We start from the raw sequence: 19394 nt of genomic DNA, 5'->3' as shown, positions 1-19394 counted from the left end.
AGGTCATGGCACCTCCCATCGACTATGAAACGCTCCGGCTGATCTGGTGGCTGCTGATGGGCGTCCTCCTGATCGGCTTCACCCTGACCGACGGCTTCGACCTTGGCACCGCCGCGCTGCTGCCTTTTGTTGCCAGGACCGACGCCGAACGCCGCCTCGTCATCAACTCCATCGGTGCGACGTGGGAGGGGAACCAAGTCTGGTTCATCCTTGGCGGCGGCGCGATCTTCGCGGCATGGCCGTTCGTCTATGCGGTCAGCTTCTCCGGCTTCTATCTGGCCATGTTCCTCGTCCTCGCGGCGCTCATCCTGCGGCCCGTCGGCTTCAAATACCGCTCGAAGAAGCCGGACGCCGCATGGCGCGCGCGCTGGGACTGGGCGCTGTTCGTCGGCGGTTTCGTTCCGGCGCTGGTGTTCGGCGTCGCGGTCGGCAATGTGCTCACCGGTATCCCCTTCCGGCTCGATAGCGATCTGCGCTCCTTCTACGAGGGCAGCCTGCTCGGCCTGTTCCATCCCTTCTCGCTGGTCGCCGGCCTTCTCTCGGTCGCCATGATCGTGCTGCACGGCGCAAGCTGGCTCGCGATCAAGATCGAACGCGGCGCTGTGCATGACCGCGCCCGCGCCTTCGGCCAGGTCGCCGCCGTCGCCTCGATCCTGCTCTTTGCCATCGGCGGCGTGATGGTCGCGACCATGGGCTATGGTTTCCGCCTGACGCACGGCGCCGATCCGCTCGGCCCCTCTAATCCGCTGCTTTCAGGAACGGTCGCAGCGCCGGGGGCCTGGCTCGACAATTATGGCGCCCATCCCTGGATGCTGATCGCCCCCATTCTCGGTTTCGCGGGGCCGCTGCTGGCGTGGATCGGTATCCGCAAGGGCCGCGAGGTTCTGGCCTTTGGCGGCTCATCTCTCGGCGCGATCGGCATCATCGCGACCGTGGGCCTCTCGATGTTCCCGTTCATCCTGCCCAGCTCGATCGACCCGGCCTCGAGCCTGACGGTCTGGAACGCGTCGTCCAGCCATGTGACCCTGTTCATCATGCTCGCGGTGACGGTGATCTTCCTGCCAATCGTGCTGCTCTACACCGCCTGGGTCTACAAGGTCCTGTTCGGCCGCATCACGCTGCGCGACGTCGACACCAACCCCGACTTTTATTGAAGGAAGACCCGGATGTGGTATTTTAGCTGGATTCTGGGTGTCGGCCTGGCCGTCGGCTTCGGCATCCTCAACGGCATGTGGCATGAGTTTCATGCCGATCCCGATGAGGACATGGCGGCCTGATCGCGACGGATCATGATTGCTATCGGCCCTCTCGCGCTCGCGTTGGAACGGCTGTTCGCGATTCTCGGGATCATTGCCTTCATGGCGGCGGGGAACTGGATAGGCCGCCGTCGCGGCGTGGATTGCGATACGGCCGCGTGGCGGGCATTGCTCGCTGGCCTCGTTGCAGCTCGCGCGGGTTTTGTGGCGCAGAACTGGCATGCCTTCGCCATCGAACCCGCAACCATCCTCTATGTCTGGCAAGGAGGTTTCTCGCCGCTCCCCGGTCTGGTGACTGCCGCAATCGTGCTGGGCGTGTCACTACGGCGATCTCGCGCCCTAGCACCTTTGACGCTCGTCTTCGCGGGCTGCGTCGCGGTCACATCCGGCGCCACGGCAGCGGCCCTTGCCTCGGCGCAGCGACCTCTACCGCAAGGAATCGTTCTCCAGTCGCTGGACAGCGGAAAGAGCCTGCTCGACGATCGCCGGGGCAAGCCGTTCGTCGTCAATCTCTGGGCAACCTGGTGCCCGCCGTGCCAGCGTGAAATGCCGATGATGGTCGCAGAAGCGGCGCACTCGGCCGTACCGATCCTGCTTGTCAATCAGGGCGAGGATGCAGACAACGTACGTGCGTGGCTGGACAGCAAGCGCCTTGAAACGGCGCACGTCCATCTCGACCGCGACCTGCGTATAGCTGCCGCGACCGGCTCGGCCGGGCTTCCCGCGACGCTGTTCATCGACAGCAAAGGCGTGATCCGTGCGCTCCATGTCGGTGAAATCTCGCGGGCCGCCCTGCTCGCGGGACTACGCGATCTGAAGTAGAGTTTCGATCAAGGAGAAGACCATGACCAGACAAGTGAATATTGGAATCGGCGAGGAAGATCGGGTTGCGATTTGCGAAGGCCTGAGCCGCCTCCTGGCGGACACCTACACTCTCTATCTGACCTCGCACAACTTTCACTGGAACGTGACCGGGCCGATGTTCAACAGCCTCCATGCCATGTTCATGACGCAATATACCGAGTTGTGGAACGCGATCGACCCGATCGCCGAACGCATCCGCTCGCTCGGACAGCCCGCACCCGGTTCCTACGCGCAGTTCGCTAAATTGAGCTCGCTTCCCGACGCGCCGGAAGTGCCGCCGAAGGCGCTCGACATGGTCGACATCCTCGCCAAGGGGCATGAAGCGGCCGCCCGCACGGCGCGCACGCTGTTCCCTCTGGTCGAGAAGGCGAGCGACGAGCCGACCGCGGACCTGCTCACCCAACGGATCGGCGTGCATGAGCAGGCCGCATGGATGCTGCGCGCCCTGCTCGAAGAGTAAGACACGCTCAACGACTGGCCCCGGCCGCGCAATCTCTGCGAGGCCGGGGCCGTTAGCGAACTGCCGCCATTGAAAGGACGAGACCTTGGCTACGTCAAAGCTGGCAAACATCCTCCTCGATGCGCTCGAAGACGAGCGGAAGGCGGAGGCGACCTATGCCGCCGTGATCGAAAAGTTCGGCCCTGTCCGGCCCTTTTCCAACATCATCGAAGCCGAACAGCGCCACGCTGCCGCGCTTGAGCGCCAGCTTGCCCGACTGGGCATCGACGTGCCGCCCAACGCATGGACAGGAAAAGTCACAGCGCCAGCCTCACTCGCACAAGCGTGCGAAAGCGCGGTCCAGGGCGAGGTCGAAAACATCGCCCTCTATGACCGGCTGATCCCGATGATCGAAGATCCCGCAGCGCGCCAGGTGATGGAAAACCTGCAGGCCGCCTCGCGCGAGCGCCACCTCCCTGCTTTCAAGCGGTGCCTGGAGCGGGAACGCGATCGCCGTTCGTGACGACCTTCCCTTAATCCTCATCGCTCAGACGCCGGCTGCTTTCGGGATCCGCAATCTACGGTGGATCGGGCAAGGATCGTCTCATACCAACCTGCGCGGAGGCTGACTCACGGGGGATTCCCAAGGCGGTGAAAATCTGAATCTATGGGGCTGCGACTTTGGAGGGCGTGTCCATGGGATCAGCGATCGGCTTGCGGGAAGATTTTGACGGGGCAGCGCTGCGACGGTTGTCGCGCACGACGAAGAGCGCGAACCAGGCGCGGCGGCTGTTGGCTTTGGCCGAGATTTACGACGGCGGGAGCCGGAGTGTCGCGGCTCGGATCGGTGGAGTTGGGCTTCAGATCGTGCGGGACTGGGTGATCCGGTTCAATGCCCGGGGGCCCGATGGACTACTGGATGGCAAGGCGCCTGGCCCCCGTTCGCGGCTGAACGATGTGCAGCGCCAGGCACTGGTCGATGTTGTCGAGAGCGGCCCGATCCCGGCAATCCACGGGGTGGTGCGCTGGCGGCTGATCGATCGGGACTATCGAGAATTTTGTGCCTGAGGTGGTAACTTCTTGCAGAGGAGACCACGCATGAGCATCGACAAAGACCTTCTGGACCGGCTGATGGAAGGCCGTTCGCCTGGCGATCTGTTTGGCAAGAGCGGCATCCTTGCGGAGCTGACCAAAGCGCTGGCGGAACGTGCACTGAGCACGGAGATGGACGTCCATCTCAATGAAGAGCGCGCGGAGAGGGCTCCTGCGGGCGGCAACGAGCCGGCCAATCGGAGAAACGGAAGCAGCCAGAAGACGGTGACCACGGACAACGGCAAAGTTGTCCTGGACATTCCCCGGGACCGCAATGGCACATTCGACCCGATGCTGATCGCCAAGTATCAGCGCCGCTTCCCTGAGTTCGACCGTAAGATCATCAGCATGTATGCCCGGGGCATGACGACCCGGGAGATCCAGGGGCATCTTGAGGAAATCTATGGGGTCGAAGCGCCCCCAAGCCTCATTTCCGCGATCACCGAGGCGGTGATGGAAGAGGTCGCTTCCTGGCAGAACCGACCGCTGGAGCCCTGCTATCCGATCGTCTTCATGGACGCGATCCGGGTTAACATCCGCAGCGACGGGGCCGTTGCGAACAAGGCGGTCTTCGTGGCCCTTGCCGTACTGCCGGACGGCACGCGCGATGTTCTGGGGCTGTGGTTCCAGGCCAATGAAGGGGCCAAGTTCTGGGCCAAGGTGCTGAGCGATTTGCGCAACCGGGGTGTCCAGGACATCCTGATCGCGGTCGTGGACGGGCTGAAGGGCTTCCCGCAGGCCATCGAGGCAGCGTTCCCCCAGACCCGGATTCAGACCTGTATCGTCCATCTGCTGCGCCATTCCATGAACTTCGCGAGCTATAAGGACCGCAAGGCCGTCGCCGCGGCGCTCAAGGCGATCTACACGGCCGTAGACGCCGCACAGGCCGAGGCCGCCCTGACACAGTTCGAGGAAAGCAGCCTCGCCAGGCGATATCCGGCGATCACGCCAAGCTGGCGCCGGGCCTGGAACGAGGTCATCCCGTTCCTCGATTATCCGCCCGAGGTCCGCAGGCTGATCTACACCACGAATTCCATAGAGGCGCTGAACTCCAAGATCCGCCGCGCCGTCCGCACCCGCGGCCACTTCCCAAGCGATGAGGCAGCGGCGAAATTGATCTACCTGGCACTCAATGCTACATCCACCGAGTGGAAGCGCTCAGTGCGAGAGTGGCACGCTGTCAGTAGCCAATTCGCTATCATGTTCGAAGATCGCTTCCCCATAACCTGACGAAACACCTCAGGCACAAAATTCTGCACAGTCTCGATCGATCTGGCCCAGTGGCTCCATGACGAATTTGCGGTCTCGCTCGATGAGACCACCATCAGCCGCGAGTTGAAGAAGCTGGGCTACGTGAAGCTCACCGCGCGGCCTCGCCATCATGCCCAGAACGAGCATGCCATGGAGGCATTCAAAAGGGGGGCTTCGCTGCCAAGCTGGCAAAAGTCAGAGCAGCGCTCCCGAAGGGCACGCCCATAGAGATATGGTTCCAGGACGAAGCCCGCGTTGGTCAAAAGAACAAGATCACGCGGCGCTGGGCGAGACGCGGAACCCGGCCTTCGGCACCGAAAGACCAACGGACGAAATCGGCCTACATCTTCGGCGCGATCTGCCCGGAACACGGCAAGGGCGCAGGGCTCGTCCTGCCCTTCTGCAACACCGAAACCATGGGACTGCACCTTGCTGAAATATCGCTCGCCATCGCGCCGGGCGCTCACGCTCTCGTGCTGATGGATCAGGCCGGATGGCACACCACTGGCAAGCTCCAAGTCCCCGGCAACATCACAATTGTCCCGCTTCCGGCCAAATGTCCCGAACTCAACCCGGTCGAGAATATCTGGCAGTTCATGCGCGACAACTGGCTCTCAAACCGCGTCTTCACCTCCTACGACAACATCGTCGACCACTGCTGCGAGGCTTGGAACAAACTCGTCGATCAGCCTTGGCGCATCATGACCATCGGCCGCCGCAAATGGGCGCATGGGTCATGATCAATGCAGGTTGGTATCACCCATGACGTGAACGAATATATCGGGTGACTACTACGGCTGCGCAGCAGAAATCGCGAGTAGCGACGGCCGCGGGTAGGCCGCCGCGCTTGCGCGCGCACAACTATCAATAATGCAGCTCTCCGTGTTAGGTCACCACGATGAACCATAATGCCTGGCCCCAGCGTCTTCTCGCGCTTCCATTCCTGATCCTAGGCGGCTGGTGTCTGGCCACACCACAGATGGTCGAGCGGCTGACGATTAATCCCGCCTATCAGCATCTGAGCCCCACAAGTGCCCTCCTGATCGGCTGTTTCGGCGCGCAGGCCGTGCTTGGCGGGCTGTTCATTGCTTTCAGCCGATGGACGCGGCGGACCTTCGCAATCTATGGCGCAGCACTGCTGCCGTTTTTCTGGTTCAATTATTATTTTGTCTTTGTCGTCCCGGCGCTCACCCGCTGGATGGCGCTCGATTTTGGCGCCAATCTCTTCATGCTTGGAATATGCGCCTGGGGCTGGCGCACGGCACCGTCCGAGTGGGAACCGGTGCTACCGCGCCAGTGACAAGATAATGGCCCTTAATTGCTCCGCACGCGACCTTGATAAATGTAGGGTTGTCCGTGCCCCTGATCGTTGGGGTAGAACGTAAATGCGTAAAAGTCGGGCGTGCAGACAAAGCCGACATAGGAGAATCCTCCCTGTCTGTTCACATCTGCAACGATCTTAGCAACATCGTTCGCCGTAACCTTCTTGCCGTTAACGGCCAAGGCAAGGCTCCTGACACCATCGCGGGAAATCTCCGCATCAAATACCGCGCTGGCCGATCTGCACCGAAACTCTTGGGAGATTTTGACGCTATAGCTTTCCTCCCATGCCTCGCTTCCCGTCGACACGGAAATTGCGTCCTCATCCTGTGACCATGAAGGCCCAGAAGCCCCAAATGTCGCCGCCAGCGCGGCCCCGATTGCTGTCGCGATCTTCACAGCCTCTTCCCCTCAAAACTTCGCTGTCGAGACAAAGCGGCCACCAACGCCCGAAAACCACCTTCCCGCTCCCGGTGCCTGAACACTTCTCAAAATCTATGTCGAAGCGGTCTCGGCCAGTATCTCGGAACGGGCCTGCCTATCCTGCGTCATTCTCGTTGGACCGGATGTCTCAGGATTGTCCAGCGCCGGGTCCGAAGCGATCGCAGAGCATGTCGATCAACTGGCGAACGCCATCATCGGCCAGACTGTAATAGATCGTCGTCGCCTCGCGCCGAGTCTTGACCAGCCCGCCTTCACGCAGCTTGCCAAGATGTTGCGATACGCTGGACTGGGATTGCCCGCACAGTTCCACCATCGCGTTCACGGAGAACTCGCCCTGGGTCAGCCGGCACAAGATCAGCAGGCGCTGTTCATTGGCGAGCAGCTTCAGCACACTCGCCGCATGGGCGGCGTGCTGGGCGAGTTGCGCAAGGGGCGTATCAAGGGGCATCATCTGGTCGCGGGTTTCCCATCATCTCGAAGCACGATGTAAATGGCCGGAATAACCAGCACGGTCAGCAGCGTCGAGGACGCAAGGCCGAACAGCAGCGAGATCGCCAATCCCTGAAAGATCGGATCGGTCAGGATCACGGCCGCGCCAATCATCGCCGCGGCGGCCGTGAGGACGATCGGCTTGAACCGGATCGTGCCGGCTTCCAGCAGCACGTCGCGCAGCGATTTGTCCGGCGTGGCCGAATGGCGGATAAAGTCGACCAGCAGGATCGAGTTGCGCACGATGATGCCGGCAAGCGCGATGAACCCGATCATCGAGGTCGCCGTGAACGGCGCGCGGAACAGCATGTGGCCGATGACGATCCCGACCAGGGTGAGCGGCACGGGTGTCAGGATCACGAGCGGCAGACGGAAGCTTTTGAACTGCGCGACGACGATGATGTAGATGGCCAGCAGCGCGACCATGAAGGCGCCGCCCATGTCACGGAACGTAACCCAGGTGATTTCCCATTCGCCGTCCCAGAGCAGGGACGGCACGCTTTCGTCCCCGGGCTGACCATTGAGACGTATCTCCGGCTTCCGCAGGCCCTTCGCCGCCCAGTCATAGGCATCGACCGCGCGGTTCACTTCGATCATGCCGTAGATCGGCGCTTCATAGGCTCCGGCCAGTTCTGCCGTGACCATGTCGGCATAGCGGCCGTCGCGGCGGAAGATCGCGGGACTGCCCGCCGCGGTGCGGGCTTCGACCACGGCGCCGAGGTCGATAAGCTGACCGCCCGGCGTCTGTGCAACCGGCGTACTCGACAGGGCCTGCGTCCAGCTCCGGTCCTTCTGTTCCAGCGCGATGGTGATCGGGAGTGGGCTGCGGCCATCGCCGCGCGGCGCGTAGCCGACAGTCTGACTCCCCATGAGCATACCGATGCTGTCGGCGACCTGCCGCTGTGAAAGGCCGTAATAATCGAGCCGGTCGCGCTGCACGTCGAGGCGGAGCTTCGGGCGCGCCTCGCCGAAGCTGTTGTCCACGTCGACGATGAAGGGGATGGACCGGAAGATCTTTTCCAGCTCGGTCGCTGTCTTCTGGCGCGTGACTTCGTCGGGGCCATAAACCTCGGCCAGCAGGGTCGCGAGGACGGGCGGGCCTGGAGGCGTCTCGACCACCTTGATAGATGCGCCATTGGGCAAGCGCAGCGCCTTCAGCCGCTGGCGCAGGTCGAGCGCAATCTGATGGCTGGACCGGCTGCGATCCCCCTTGGGCAGCAGCGTCACCATCACATCGCCCTGCTCGGGCTGCGAGCGCAGGAAATAATGGCGGACAAGGCCGTTGAAGTTGAACGGCGCGGACGTGCCGACATAGGCCTCCATTGCCGTCGCTTCGGGCAAGCCCCGCACCACGCCGGCGATATCTTCCAGCACGCGGCCCGTACCTTCGAGCGCGGTGCCTTCGGGCATGTCGACCACGACCTGGACCTCCGACTTGTTGTCGAAGGGCAGCAGCTTCACGGTCACGGCCTTGAAGTAGAACATCGAGCAGGCAACCAGCGTCGCCACGCCCACCGCGATCAGAAAATTGCGGGCGGACTTCTTCGTATCGATCACGCGGTGCGCGACGCGGGCATAGAGCTGCCCCAGCCTGCCGCCGCTTTCATCATGGCCATGCCCCTTTTCGAGCGTCTGCCTAGCGAAACGGATCATCAGCCACGGGGCGATCACGACCGCTACGAAGAAGGAAAAGATCATCGCCGCCGAGGCGTTGACCGGAATCGGGGCCATATAGGGCCCCATCAGACCGGAAACGAACAGCATCGGCAGCAGCGCGGCGACCACGGTCAGCGTCGCCACCACAGTGGGGTTGCCGACCTCGGCCACCGCCTCGATCGCTGCCTGGGTGCGGCTGCGATCATCGTCCATCGCCCAATGCCGGGCGATATTCTCGATCATGACGATCGCGTCGTCGACGAGAATGCCTATCGAGAAGATCAGCGCGAACAGGCTGACGCGGTTGATCGTATAGCCCATGAGGTTCGAGGCGAACATGGTCAGCAGGATCGTCGTCGGAATGACCACGGCGGTCACGCCCGCCTCGCGCCAACCGATCGCGAACCCAATCAGCACGACGATGGAGACGGTCGCCAGCGCGAGGTGGAACAGCAGTTCGTTGGCCTTCTCGTTCGCCGTCTCGCCATAGTTGCGGGTGACGGCGACCGTGACGTCATCGGGGATCAGCTTGCCTTTCAGGCTCTCGACACGCTCGAGGATGGCATCGGAGACGACCACGGCATTGGCCCCGGCGCGCTTGGCGAAGGCGATGCTGACAGCGGGGGCGCTATTCCACTTGCCGTTTTCCTCCTTCGCCCAGCGCCACGCCCGCGCCTGATCCTCGCGCGGCCCCTGCGTTACGCTGGCAACGTCGCGCAGATAGACGGGAGAGCCGGAGGCAGAGCGCACGGTCAGAAGTCCGACCTCCTGCGCCGATGACAGGGTGCGGCCCGCCGTGACGCCGACCGCCTTGCCGTCCTCGCGGATATTACCCAGCGGAAAGGACCGATTGGCCTGGCTCGCGGCCTCGATCACGCTCCCCAGCGGCACGCCATACTGGCGCAGCCTGGCCGGATCGGGCGCAATGCGGATTTCCTCGGGGCGGCCACCGACGAGGAAGCTGATCCCGACATTGTCGACCTTGGCGATCTCGGTGCGCAGCTTCGCGGCGAGTTCGTAGAGGCTGGCATCGTTCCACTGCCCTGCCGCGCCGGGCTTGGGGGCAAGGGTCAGAACGACGGCCGGAACATCATTGATGCCGCGCACCGTCACCTTGGGATCGGGAATGCCGACCGGTTTCCTGTCCCAATTGGCGCGCAGCTTTTCCTCGATGCGGATCGCCGCGTCCTCGGGGTTCGATCCCACGAGGAAGCGCGCCGTCACCATCACGCCATCGTCCTGCGCCTGAGTATAGACATGCTCCACGCCATCGACGCTCTTGACGATGGTTTCGAGGGGAATGCCGACCAGCTCGGTCGCGTCGGCGGCGGAAAGGCCCGGCGCCATCACCTGGATGTCGACCATCGGCACGCTGATCTGCGGCTCTTCCTCCCGAGGGATGGAAAGAAGAGCCAGCAGACCAACGGCAATCGCCGCGAGCAGGAACAGCGGGGTCAGGGGTGAAGCGATAGTGGCCCTGGTGAGGCGACCGGAAACGCCGAGATTCATGGCCGCGGAGCCTTGGCGGGCTTACCGGGGGCGAACAGCGCGTCGCCGGCGGCCGCGCCGCTCAATATCTCGACCAGGGCGGGATCTGCCGTCGGCGCGATCTGGACCGGCACCATGCTGAGCCGCTTGCCCTTCGCGACGATCTGCACCTGATCCATACCATAGCGCGTGGTGACGAATGCGCGCGGCACGACCAGCGCCTTGCGCGTGCCGATCTCGACCGACGCGCTCACGCGGCGGCCGATAAATTGGGTGGAAAGGCCGGACAGAGTAGCATCAACGCGAACCTGGCCTCCGGTGATCGCGGGATAGACCTGCGTCACGCTGCCTTCGCGCTGCCCGGACGGCATATCCGCTTCATTGACGATCACGCGCGCACCGGGATGGACCTGTCCGGCAACCGACTCCGGCAGCATCAACCGCAGCACCGGCGGCCCCGCGGTAACCGTCGCGATCGACATGCCCGGCGCCACCGGCGATCCGGCAGGAATATCGGCGCGAAGCACCCGCCCGCTCGCCGGGGCGATCACCGCCCCCTGCCCCGCGACGCTGACGCTTGCGCCCTGCTGCGCCCGAGCGGCAGCAACCTGCGCATCGGCCGCGCGCGCGGCCGCAACGGCCTGATCCAGGCGCGCCTTGGCATAGACGCCTTGTCCATAGAGATCGCGAATGCGCGCGAGATCGGCATTGGCGCGCGCGGCTTCGGCCTGAGCGGCGGCAACCTGCGCACCATAGGCGCTTGTCTCATAACCGAGCCGCGAATCGACGATCATGCCGATCCGCTGCCCCTTGTGCACCGTGTCTCCGGCACGGACGGAAAGCGACGTGAGGATACCGGGGATGCGGGCGAGCACTTCGGCCTGGTCGCGCGTGGCGATCTCCGCGCCGACCATCTTCATGTCCGGGATTTCGGTTGCGGCGAGCCGCAGGGTTTCCCCGGCGGGTAGCGTCGCCGCCGCCTGTTCCTGCTCCGGCTTGCTCCCGCATGCCGACAGCGCCAGCGCGGCGCCCGCCAACCAGAGCCACTTGCCCCTGCCGCTCATCATGCCGCCGATACCCCTCTTTTTTGGTTCTCTTTCAGGCTCTCAATCACCAACGACCGGGAAGCCGGCGTCTTTCCACGCACCGATCCCGCCAGCAAGGTGGGTGTCGATCGCGCTCTGCGCCGCCGCGCATTGATCGAGCGCCTGGCCCGAGCGCTTTCCGCCCGCGCATTGCAGCACGACAGTCCGGCCCTTGGGATCAGGGATGTTACGAGGTGAAAAGCCCGACAGCGGCATGTTTATTGCGCCCAGTATGTGACCGGCGGCGAACTCGCCTGTCTCGCGCACGTCGATCAGGAGCGCCTTGCCGCCCTTCAGCATGGCGTCCAGCTCGGCGGGGCCGATCTCACGGTGGGCATCACGTTTCTTGAATCCGAACATGGCAGCTTCCTCAACTTTGTTATTTGCATATAACGTGTAATGATGATATTCGTCAATGCCATTGAGACATGGAAGGATCGCAGATGGGCAAGCCTTTGATCGTGGTGCTGGGCGCGGGTCTGGGAGGCACGATCGCCTCCTATGAGATCAAGGCCGCCCTCAAGGACCGCGCCGACGTGATGACGGTATCCGATAGCGACACCTACAGCTTCATCCCGTCCAATCCCTGGGTCGCCGTGCGCTGGCGCGAGCCCGAAGCCATTCAGGTCCACCTCCCTCCCGTGTTCGCCAAAAAGAAGATCGGCTTCACCTCGGTCGGCGCGAAACGGCTGCATGCCGGTGAAAAGCGGCTCGAACTCAATGACGGCTCATCCATCAATTACGATTATCTTGTAATTTCCACCGGCCCGGAACTCGCGTTCGACGAGATCGAGGGGCTGGGTCCGCATGGCGGCCATACCGTCTCCATCTGCCAGACGGCCCACGCCTCAGCCGCCGCCGATGCGTTCGATGCCTTTGCACAAAATCCCGGCCCGATCGTCGTCGGCGCGGTGCAGGGCGCGTCCTGCTACGGCCCGGCCTACGAATTCGCGATGATCCTCGACACCGAACTGCGCAAGCGCAAGATCCGCGACAAGGTGCCGATGATCTATGTGACGCCCGAACCCTATATCGGACACCTTGGGCTCGACGGCGTCGGCGATACCAAGTCGCTGCTCGAAAGCGAGCTGCGAGACCGGCATATCAAGTGGATCACCAATGCGCGCGTGACCAGTGTCGAACCCGGCGTCATGCACGTCGAGGAAGTCGGCGAGGACGGCGCGGTGAAGAAGACGCACGACCTGCCCTTCGGCTTCTCGATGATGCTCCCCGCGTTCCGGGGCGTGCCCGCGGTGAGCAATATCGAAGGGCTGACCAATCCGCGCGGCTTCATCATCGTCGACAAGCACCAGCGCAACCCGGCCTTCCCCGAGATCTTCGCGCTCGGTGTCTGTGTCGCCATCCCGCCGACCGGCCCGACGCCGGTTCCGGTGGGCGTGCCCAAGACCGGTTTCATGATCGAATCCATGGTCACGGCGATCGCCGCCAATCTCTCGCTGATTCTCGACGGCCAGGAGCCGACGGCGGAAGCGACGTGGAACGCGGTGTGTCTCGCCGATTTTGGCGACGGAGGCGTCGCCTTCGTCGCCCAGCCGCAGATCCCGCCGCGCAACGTCAACTGGTCGTCCAGCGGCAAATGGGTCCATCTGGCCAAGGTCGGCTTTGAGAAATATTTCCTGCGCAAGGTCCGCAAGGGCGAGAGCGAGCCCTTCTACGAAAAGCTCGCCATGCACGCGATGGGCATCCGCAAGCTGCGTTTCTGATGCCCCGGCTTCAGGTTTCCCAAGCGAAGGAGTGAGACTGATGACTCTCGATCGTGCCGTGATGGCGTTCGCCGGTTGTGTCGTACTGCTCGGCGTCGTCCTGTCGCTGACCGTGCATCCCTGGTGGATCGCGCTCACCGCCTTTGCCGGCCTCAATATGCTTCAGGCAAGCTTCACTGGTTTCTGCCCGGCTGCGATGGTGTTCAAGGCGTTCGGCGTCCGTCCGGGAACCGCCTTCAAATGACGCTCAGGCGGACGATCCCCCTCCCCCTGCTCGCCGGCCTGCTGGCGAGTGTCGCCATGCCCGCGCAGGCAACGACGCTTGAAGAAGCCATTGCGGCCGCCGTGAACCACGCGCCGGAAATCGAGGCGGCGGGGGCCGATGCCGATGCGGCCGACGCCCGGATCAGGGAAGCGCGCGGCCAGGGTCTGCTGAGAACGGCGGTGCAAAATTAGACCACGGTGGCGGCGGCGAAGTGCTGCTGCGGGCGGCGTAAAAGTCGTCCACTTTGCCTTCTTTGCGCGAGCAGGGAGGGCGTGGAGATATATACCGTGGATCTTTACCTGAAGGTGCGTCTTGCTTGCGCGGGCGGCATGAGCCAGCGTGAGGCGGCGAAGCATTTCAACGTATCGCGCGACACGGTCCGCAAGATGCTGTCGTATTCGGAGCCCCCCGGTTACCGCCGGACGGCGGCGGTGCGGCGGCCCAAGCTGGAAGCGTTCGTTCCGATCATCGATGCATGGCTTGATGGTGACCGTCAGGTTCCGCGCAAGCAGCGTCATACGGCGAAGCGGGTATTTGACCGCCTTCGCGAAGAGCACGGTTTCACCGGCGGCTACACGATCATCAAGGATTACATCCGACAGCGCGAGCAGCGCAGCCGGGAGATGTTCGTGCCGCTGGCGCATGCGCCCGGCCATGCCCAGGCAGATTTTGGTGAGGCCATGGTCGAGATCGGCGGTGTTGTGCAGAAGGCGCATTTCTTCGTGCTCGATCTACCGCACAGCGACGCCTGCTACGTGCGCGCCTATCCCGCTGCCGTTGCCGAGGCATGGATGGACGGCCACGTGCACGCCTTCGCGTTTTTCGGCGCGGTGCCGCTGTCGATCGTCTACGATAACGACCGCTGCCTGGTCTCGAAGATCCTGCCCGACGGCACGAGGCAGCGCGCCCGGCTGTTCAGCGGCTTCCTGTCGCATTACCTGATCCGCGATCGTTACGGCCGTCCCGGCAGGGGGAACGACAAAGGCAGTGTTGAAGGGCTGGTCGGTTATGCTCGCCGCAACTTCATGGTGCCGATCCCCCGGTTCGCGACGTGGGAGGCGTTCAACCTGTGGCTCGAGGAGCAATGCCGCAAGCGTCAGAACGACCGGCTGCGGGGCGAGAGCGAGACGATCGGCGAGAGGCTGAAGCGCGATCTGGCGGCGATGCAGGAACTGCCGGCTGCCCCGTTCGAGGCTTGTGACCAGACCAGCGGCCAGGTCTCGTCGCAGGCGCTGGTGCGTTACCGGACCAATGATTACTCGGTGCCGGTGCGCTTCGGCCATCAGGAGGTATGGATCCGGGGCTATGTCGGCGAGGTGGTGATCGGCTGCCGGGGCGAGGTCATTGCCCGTCATGTGCGCAGCTACGAGCGCGAGGACGTGATCTTCGATCCCATCCATTACCTTCCCCTGATCGAACAGAAGATCAATGCGCTCGATCAGGCAGCGCCCCTGCAAGGCTGGCACCTGCCCGAAGCGTTTGCAACGCTGCGCCGCCTCATGGAAGCTCGTATGGGCAAGCATGGTCGGCGCGAGTATGTGCAGGTGCTGCGTCTGCTGGAGAGCTTCACGCTTGCCGATCTGCATGCGGCCGTAAAGCAGGCTCTCGATATCGGGGCGATCGGCTTTGATGCCGTGAAGCATCTCCTGCTGTGCCGGGTGGAGCGCCGACCACCCCGATTGGACATGGCGATCTATCCCTATCTGCCCAGAGCCAGGGTGGAGACGACATCGGCGCGCTCCTACATGCAGTTGCTCTCGGGCGATGCGAAGGATGCGGCATGAGCAGTCCGTCCCCCGAGCTGTTACTGGCCAGCCACCTCAAGACGCTCAAGCTACCAACCTTCCTGCGCGAGCATGACAAGCTGGCCCGGCGATGCGCGGCCGAGGGCGCAGATCACGTCCGCTACCTTGCCCGGCTTGTCGAACTGGAGCTGATCGACCGGGAACGCCGGATGGTCGAGCGCCGGATCAAGGCTGCGAAGTTCCCGGCCGCCAAGAGCCTCGACAGCTTCGACTTTGCCGCGATCCCCAAGCTCAACAAGATGCAGGTGCTGGAACTGGCACGCTGCGACTGGATCAACCGCCGCGAGAACGTCATAGCCCTTGGTCCCTCGGGAACCGGCAAGACCCATGTGGCGATCGGCCTCGGCCTTGCCGCCTGCCAGAAGGGCCTGACGGTCGGCTTCACCACCGCGTCCGCGCTGGTCAGCGCGATGATGGAGGCACGCGACGAACGCCGCCTTCTGCGCCTCCACAAGCAAATGGCCGGATACAAGCTCCTCATCATCGATGAACTGGGGTTCGTGCCGCTCTCGAAAACCGGCGCGGAACTGCTGTTCGAGCTGATCTCGCAGCGTTACGAGCGCGGCTCGACGCTGATCACCAGCAACTTGCCGTTCGACGAGTGGACCGAAACGTTCGGCTCCGAGCGCCTGACAGGCGCGCTCCTCGACCGGCTTACCCACCACGTCTCCATACTCGAGATGAACGGAGAGAGCTATCGTCTGGCCCAAAGCCAGGCGCGCAAGGCACGCTCCAACCCCTGACAGAAAAGACCATCCGTGTGTTGGCGACCCCCACTCGGGCTACGCCCTCGCGGCGCTCGCCAGCACACGGATCACCCGGCCTGATTTTGCGCCGCCCAATGGCCGACTTTTACTCCGCCGTTGACAGCCGTTGCGTCACCATGAACCGGAGGGGAGAAATCAGCACGATTGAACTTTCCGTCGATTTTCTCCCCAGCTTAGGAAGTCCGAGTGATCAAGGGAGACTGGATAGGCCAGAGGTCATCAAAGCAGCTAAGCGGCAGGATGGCTTCGCTCCACACTCCGTTGCGAAAATTTGCGTGATCCCGGCTCCATCACCAAATGGAGACGAAAAATTCTTCTACTTGCCTGCCGTGGGGAGCTTAACGATCGGGCTAACCGATTTCTCTGAGCCAACCCCGAAGCGGCCAAGGCGAAGTCAAACAGCAGCGACTGCTGAACTCGGGCTCGGTCTTACATTTGATCGCGTCAGATATGATAATCCGACCGACGCGGAGGTTCAGGACGCCATCCGCACATTCATCAAAATGGACCGCACCCATGCATCGCGGCAAACAAGTTACTCAGAGTTGAAGTTGAAAAACACACGTTGGGAAACTCCCGATTTTTGCGAATTGGGGCTGCTTCAGTTATTATCGCAAATCCCCGTCGACAAAGGCTATTTTGGACATGGCGTAGGCATCGACTTGCTGGAGCACGCTTTGGTAGGACCTATGAACCGTGCGAAACAGGTGAAGAAGAGCAAGCAGGCGCTGTCCCGAGCTAAAGCACTGAATCTCTGGTGGTGCGATACGGTCGAAAATCCAGGAAAAAGAAACAAACCTCCGCTCGTAATTTTGTAAAGAAATAATGCCCCATGCTACAGTTTAGCGTGAGGCATCAACTTGTCGTAGCAATGCTTTATACAAAGTATGCCTGCTTTATACAAAGTATGCCTCATCAGCACTTATAGGGTAAATAGGTTCCTTTAGGAATCTACCCACGGAGCCCTATGATCTTCATAGCAAAATATTATGCCAATCGAGAAATCTGTACCGCTCGATCATCGTGCGGCCCCGCGCATCGACAGCCATACTGAGAGTCTGACTCGGAATCGGAATGCAAGTAAAATCAAAGCCTTGCGATTTTGCGAGTGATGAACTGAACGGAAGCAAGGAAGATCCACGCGATCGCGCTCTCAATCGTGCGCTCAAAGTCTTTCGCCAGCCTTCGATTACGATTGAGCCACGCCAATGTTCGTTCGACGACCCAACGGCGTGGCAACACGAGAAAGCCACGGGCGGTGTCTGACCGTTTGACGATCTCGATCGTCCAGTTGCCGGTCTTCATGGCTTTCTTGCTGAATTTCGGCCCGGCATAACCGCCATCGGCAAATATGTGGGACAGCCATGGGAAGCGCCGATGTATTCGCTTCAGGAGCAGCGGCCCGCCATCCCGATCCTGAATGTCAGCGGTGTGGACGATCACGTCGAGCAACAGACCGAGAGTGTCTGTGAGGATATGGCGCTTGCGTCCCTTGATGCGCTTGCCCGCGTCGTAGCCGCGAGGCCCTCCGCTTTCCGTCGTTTTGACCGACTGGCTGTCGATAATACATGCGCTCGGGCTCGCCTCGCGGGCCTCCAGTTCACGCGCTACCATCACCAGCCTGTGGTTGATTGCCCGCCACAATCCCATGTCGCGAAACCGATAAAACCACCGCTGAACGGTTGTGGCGGGCGGAAACAACCCAGGCGGCAACATCCGCCACGGAAGCCCGCCTCGCAGAAGATACAGCATAGCATCAACAAGCTGGCGCCAATCCCATTTGCGACGCCGACCAAGCGGCAGATCGCCAGGCATCATCGGCTCCAGCACACGCCATTCGGCATCGGTCGTGTCACTTGGCAAACGCAGCCCTTTGCGCGCATGCTGCGCGCGGGTGGTATCGGTCCACATGGGATACTCCGTCGGTGTCTCGCAACTCCGACTGAATCACATGTCGCTGATATCGCCCACCTTTCTTTCAGATCCTATTCCGGTTCAGGCTCTCAGTAATTCCATTGCACCTGTGTACGGATAAGATTGCCTTCCGCACGACCTGTACGGCGTTCGTCGGCTTCGGCACGTTTCATTCGGGCGAAGGCAAGGGTGAATTCCAGCGCTTTCCACGGCTGCCATTCGACGCCCAGTTCCAATTCATCGGTTTCCAGACGCGGCGCATTCGTGCCCGCCTTCCACCCGCCGCGATAATATTGCCAGCGGCCATAGGGCATCAGCGTACCGATCGAGTCCGTAGGCATGCGGTACATCATCTGGACATAACCGCCGTTCAGCTTCCTGGTCAGGATGGATTGGCTGGCGCGATCATATTCCGGCCCCTTGCCCCAATTCCATTCTGCCTGGATACCGAAGGGCTGCGGGTAGAGCATGGCGTGGATGCCGAGGCGATCGTCATCATAGGCCACGGAACTGACCGAGCCGCTGCGCAGTTCGGGCTGCACGTCATTCATCATTGCAGAGCCGCCGATTTCGAACACCTGCCCGGCCAAGGCTTCGCCCAGGCCATCCAGTTCGAAAGGCCAGGTGGCGAAGGCGACCTTCATCAGACCCCGATTCTGTTCCGTCCTGTTGGTGCCCTGCCCGTTAAAGGCGCCTATGCCGAATGCGCCGTAATTGCCGAACAGCTTCTGGCCGTCATGCGACAGCCGATCCCAGATCTTCTGCACCGAAGATGGAGTATAATAGCCGACAATGCCAAGGTCTCGCTCGCTGGGTACCGCGCTGTTAATTGCATCGCTGCGATCGAGCGTCAGTCGGTTGGACGAGGACTGCATATTCTCCCAGCCAAAAGGCACCTTCGACTGGCCGAAACGCAGCCGGAAACTCTTCCCCTTGTCAAGGAAGACGTCGGCATAGGCGTCCCGCAATTGAGCGAAGCCCTCCCGCCGCTCGCTCCCCGCCTGGTTGTTCACCGCGGTGGCGAAATCGGATTGAAGATAGAGCGACACGCGATCGGAAATGTCGCCCTGAAGCACCAGCCGCGCACGACGCAGCGAAAAGCTGCCCCGGTCCGAGATCGAACTGTCATGGACCGATCGAAGGCGGGAAACGCCGGCAGGCGCGCTATCGTCGCCCGACAGAAAGGCATTGTAGCGCATCTGGGTATAGCCCCGAAGCGAGAGCCGTTCGTACCACGCCTTCGACCTGGATTCCGGGGCCGATGCGGGCGCGGCGGCCGGCGGCTGGACGGGTGCACTGGCCAGCGCGGCCGATGGCGTAGCGGCAGAGACAGGAACGGCCGCAGCGGGCTCCGCGGCGGCGGGCGCGGACCTGCTGGCGGCGAGCGCGGATGTCAGCGCCTGCACCTGCGCCTTCAGTTCATCGATCTGGCGTTGCAGTTCCGCATTGCTCTGGGCGTGCGCCACCTCCGGCATCAGCGCCAGCAGGCTTACCATCATAACCCTGCTTTTGAACATCTTCACCGGCACCGACTG

The 19394-nt window shown here is 62.4% G+C and carries 20 protein-coding genes and 2 pseudogenes; 15 read left to right on the top strand and 7 right to left on the bottom strand.

What is annotated here, in order from left to right:
• Window positions 1-5: 5 nt before the first annotated feature.
• The 9 genes and pseudogenes from cydB (at window position 6) to LDB29_RS03585 (ending at window position 6202) form a co-directional block, all read left to right on the top strand.
• Complete coding sequence (cydB, locus tag LDB29_RS03625; RefSeq protein ID WP_021246240.1) at window positions 6-1154, top strand: cytochrome d ubiquinol oxidase subunit II; 1149 nt, start codon at window positions 6-8, stop codon at window positions 1152-1154.
• 12 nt (window positions 1155-1166) lie between these two features.
• Window positions 1167-1277 carry a cytochrome bd-I oxidase subunit CydX gene (gene cydX, locus LDB29_RS03620; protein WP_021246239.1) on the top strand — a complete coding sequence of 37 codons (111 nt, stop codon included), beginning with the start codon at window positions 1167-1169 and terminating at the stop codon, window positions 1275-1277.
• Window positions 1278-1319: 42 nt separating this feature from the next.
• Complete coding sequence (locus tag LDB29_RS03615; protein ID WP_257556154.1) at window positions 1320-2078, top strand: TlpA disulfide reductase family protein; 759 nt, start codon at window positions 1320-1322, stop codon at window positions 2076-2078.
• Window positions 2079-2100: 22 nt separating this feature from the next.
• A complete protein-coding gene (locus LDB29_RS03610) occupies window positions 2101-2580 on the top strand; it encodes a Dps family protein (protein ID WP_021246237.1) in 480 nt (159 codons plus the stop codon).
• A gap of 85 nt (window positions 2581-2665) precedes the next feature.
• Window positions 2666-3082, top strand: a complete 417-nt coding sequence (locus LDB29_RS03605; RefSeq protein WP_021246236.1) for a DUF2202 domain-containing protein — start codon at window positions 2666-2668, stop codon at window positions 3080-3082.
• Between the two features lie 173 nt (window positions 3083-3255).
• Window positions 3256-3600: pseudogene (locus LDB29_RS03600) on the top strand (transposase); the annotation flags it as partial.
• Between the two features lie 57 nt (window positions 3601-3657).
• Complete coding sequence (locus tag LDB29_RS03595; RefSeq protein WP_070157484.1) at window positions 3658-4881, top strand: IS256 family transposase; 1224 nt, start codon at window positions 3658-3660, stop codon at window positions 4879-4881.
• A gap of 36 nt (window positions 4882-4917) precedes the next feature.
• Window positions 4918-5642, top strand: a pseudogene (locus LDB29_RS03590) (IS630 family transposase); the annotation flags it as partial.
• A gap of 158 nt (window positions 5643-5800) precedes the next feature.
• Complete coding sequence (locus tag LDB29_RS03585) at window positions 5801-6202, top strand: hypothetical protein (RefSeq protein ID WP_021246231.1); 402 nt, start codon at window positions 5801-5803, stop codon at window positions 6200-6202.
• A gap of 14 nt (window positions 6203-6216) precedes the next feature.
• Here the strand turns inward: LDB29_RS03585 and LDB29_RS03580 are convergent, their stop codons facing one another.
• The 5 genes from LDB29_RS03580 to LDB29_RS03560 form a co-directional block, all read right to left on the bottom strand.
• On the bottom strand, window positions 6217-6621 hold the full coding sequence (locus tag LDB29_RS03580; RefSeq protein ID WP_021246230.1) for a hypothetical protein: 405 nt from the start codon (window positions 6619-6621) through the stop codon (window positions 6217-6219).
• Window positions 6622-6793: 172 nt separating this feature from the next.
• A complete protein-coding gene (locus LDB29_RS03575; protein ID WP_021246229.1) occupies window positions 6794-7117 on the bottom strand; it encodes a metalloregulator ArsR/SmtB family transcription factor in 324 nt (107 codons plus the stop codon).
• Window positions 7114-10320 (bottom strand): efflux RND transporter permease subunit, encoded by a 3207-nt coding sequence (locus LDB29_RS03570; RefSeq protein ID WP_070157485.1) that lies wholly within the window; start codon window positions 10318-10320, stop codon window positions 7114-7116. The genes LDB29_RS03575 and LDB29_RS03570 overlap by 4 nt, the downstream gene beginning before the upstream one ends.
• Window positions 10317-11366, bottom strand: coding sequence for an efflux RND transporter periplasmic adaptor subunit (locus tag LDB29_RS03565; protein ID WP_021246227.1), 1050 nt, complete (start codon window positions 11364-11366; stop codon window positions 10317-10319). The genes LDB29_RS03570 and LDB29_RS03565 overlap by 4 nt, the downstream gene beginning before the upstream one ends.
• Window positions 11367-11405: 39 nt before the next feature.
• The gene (locus tag LDB29_RS03560; RefSeq protein ID WP_021246226.1) at window positions 11406-11744 is read right to left on the bottom strand and encodes a rhodanese-like domain-containing protein; all 339 of its coding nucleotides are present in this window, start codon (window positions 11742-11744) and stop codon (window positions 11406-11408) included.
• A gap of 83 nt (window positions 11745-11827) precedes the next feature.
• Between LDB29_RS03560 and LDB29_RS03555 the strand changes: the two genes are divergently transcribed.
• The 6 genes from LDB29_RS03555 to LDB29_RS03530 all read left to right on the top strand — a co-directional run bounded on the left by LDB29_RS03555 (window position 11828) and on the right by LDB29_RS03530 (window position 16763).
• Window positions 11828-13108, top strand: a complete 1281-nt coding sequence (locus LDB29_RS03555) for an NAD(P)/FAD-dependent oxidoreductase (protein WP_031291854.1) — start codon at window positions 11828-11830, stop codon at window positions 13106-13108.
• Window positions 13109-13148: 40 nt separating this feature from the next.
• Window positions 13149-13352: a DUF2892 domain-containing protein gene (locus tag LDB29_RS03550; protein WP_021246224.1), complete on the top strand. Its 204-nt coding sequence runs from the start codon at window positions 13149-13151 to the stop codon at window positions 13350-13352.
• On the top strand, window positions 13349-13564 hold the full coding sequence (locus tag LDB29_RS03545) for a hypothetical protein (RefSeq protein ID WP_257556145.1): 216 nt from the start codon (window positions 13349-13351) through the stop codon (window positions 13562-13564). The genes LDB29_RS03550 and LDB29_RS03545 overlap by 4 nt, the downstream gene beginning before the upstream one ends.
• A gap of 96 nt (window positions 13565-13660) precedes the next feature.
• On the top strand, window positions 13661-15157 hold the full coding sequence (gene istA, locus LDB29_RS03540; protein ID WP_082430708.1) for an IS21 family transposase: 1497 nt from the start codon (window positions 13661-13663) through the stop codon (window positions 15155-15157).
• Complete coding sequence (gene istB / locus LDB29_RS03535; RefSeq protein ID WP_054944222.1) at window positions 15154-15921, top strand: IS21-like element helper ATPase IstB; 768 nt, start codon at window positions 15154-15156, stop codon at window positions 15919-15921. Before istA ends, istB begins: the two co-directional genes overlap by 4 nt.
• A gap of 98 nt (window positions 15922-16019) precedes the next feature.
• Window positions 16020-16763, top strand: a complete 744-nt coding sequence (locus LDB29_RS03530) for a hypothetical protein (protein WP_257556143.1) — start codon at window positions 16020-16022, stop codon at window positions 16761-16763.
• A 268-nt stretch (window positions 16764-17031) separates the two neighbouring features.
• On the opposite strand, the gene LDB29_RS03525 is transcribed toward LDB29_RS03530, so the two are convergent.
• Window positions 17032-17856 carry an IS5 family transposase gene (locus tag LDB29_RS03525; protein ID WP_025552332.1) on the bottom strand — a complete coding sequence of 275 codons (825 nt, stop codon included), beginning with the start codon at window positions 17854-17856 and terminating at the stop codon, window positions 17032-17034.
• A 92-nt stretch (window positions 17857-17948) separates the two neighbouring features.
• Entirely contained in the window at window positions 17949-19358 is a 1410-nt protein-coding gene (locus tag LDB29_RS03520) for a porin (protein ID WP_025549236.1), read from the bottom strand.
• Window positions 19359-19394: the final 36 nt, after the last annotated feature.

It is taken from the genome of Sphingobium sp. CFD-2, from assembly GCF_024611135.1.
Classification (GTDB): domain Bacteria; phylum Pseudomonadota; class Alphaproteobacteria; order Sphingomonadales; family Sphingomonadaceae; genus Sphingobium; species Sphingobium fuliginis.
Note: the sequence above shows the minus strand (reverse complement) of the source record. Positions and strands in the feature narration are given on the sequence as shown.